The organism is New Jersey aster yellows phytoplasma (genome assembly GCF_002554195.1).
GTDB lineage: Bacteria > Bacillota_I > Bacilli_A > Acholeplasmatales > Acholeplasmataceae > Phytoplasma.
In genome coordinates, this window is the sequence record NZ_MAPF01000036.1 from 1 (window position 1) to 861 (window position 861).

At 22.5% G+C, this 861-nt stretch carries 2 protein-coding genes and 1 pseudogene; all 3 read left to right on the plus strand.

Translation table 11 applies throughout. From position 1 onward, the window contains the following. The first annotated feature begins 82 nt into the window (after window positions 1-82). On the plus strand, window positions 83-130 hold the full coding sequence (locus BBA70_RS03930) for a hypothetical protein (RefSeq protein ID WP_425312272.1): 48 nt from the start codon (window positions 83-85) through the stop codon (window positions 128-130). 192 nt (window positions 131-322) lie between these two features. Beyond that, on the plus strand, window positions 323-481 hold the full coding sequence (locus tag BBA70_RS01475) for a hypothetical protein (RefSeq protein WP_011412552.1): 159 nt from the start codon (window positions 323-325) through the stop codon (window positions 479-481). Between the two features lie 162 nt (window positions 482-643). Next, a pseudogene (locus tag BBA70_RS01480) lies at window positions 644-861 on the plus strand (sigma-70 family RNA polymerase sigma factor); the annotation flags it as partial.

Consider the following 861-nt stretch of genomic DNA (forward strand, 5'->3'; position numbering starts at 1 on the left):
AAAACAATTAATTATATTGAGAATACGACCCCCAAACAGGTAATGAAATTAAATCAACCATTTTAATTTAGACGGAAAAACAATTACTTTTATTAGAGAATATGACATTCAAAAAAAGATAAAATATTAAAGAAACTTATTACAACCAAGATGGAACTATTAAAGAAACTAAAACATTTTAATCATGAATAAAAAAAGAAAAATTATATTAAAGATTTGGATTATATTTATATCAATTCTTATTTTAATCATGTTATTTCCTTTAATTAATAAAACAAAGGCCCCTATTTAATTAGGGGCTTATACAAGAAAGAGTTTATAAATGAAAAAAACTAAGTTTCAAAAAAATGCAAAAGACATCTTTTTAACTTATTCAAAATGTCCTTTAGGTAAAGATAAAATTCATAATTATATAAAAGAAATAATGATATCTAAAAAACAAGAAATTTCATATATCATTTCTAACACCGAAAATAATTAAAGAAAGAACAAAGCCCCCCCTTTTTTGAGAGCCCCCTACAAAAATAAAGGGCGAACTGAGATGTTCCAAAAGTTTAGAGACTTTTTACTTTTTTAAAAACTCTTTAAGACTATAAAAAATAATTTCCTATCCTTTCTAAAAACGTTTTTAGAAAGGATTAAAATGTTAAGACAAGAATTAATTAAAGAATTTTTAAAAAATAACAAGAATTTAAACATTCGTAATCAATCAATTAATTAATTTACATTTACCTTTAGTAAATAAAATAGTAAACAGATTGAAATATTATCCGCTTTTATTAGAAAGAAAGGATTTATACCAAGAAGGAATTTTTAGGATCAATTAAAGCTCTCAATAATTACAAAGATTTAGGTTATGAT

Excerpts from the sequence above, each read along its gene's own strand:
- BBA70_RS01475 (WP_011412552.1), top strand. The coding sequence starts at position 323 with ATGAAAAAAACTAAGTTTCAAAAAAATGCAAAAGACATCTTTTTAACT.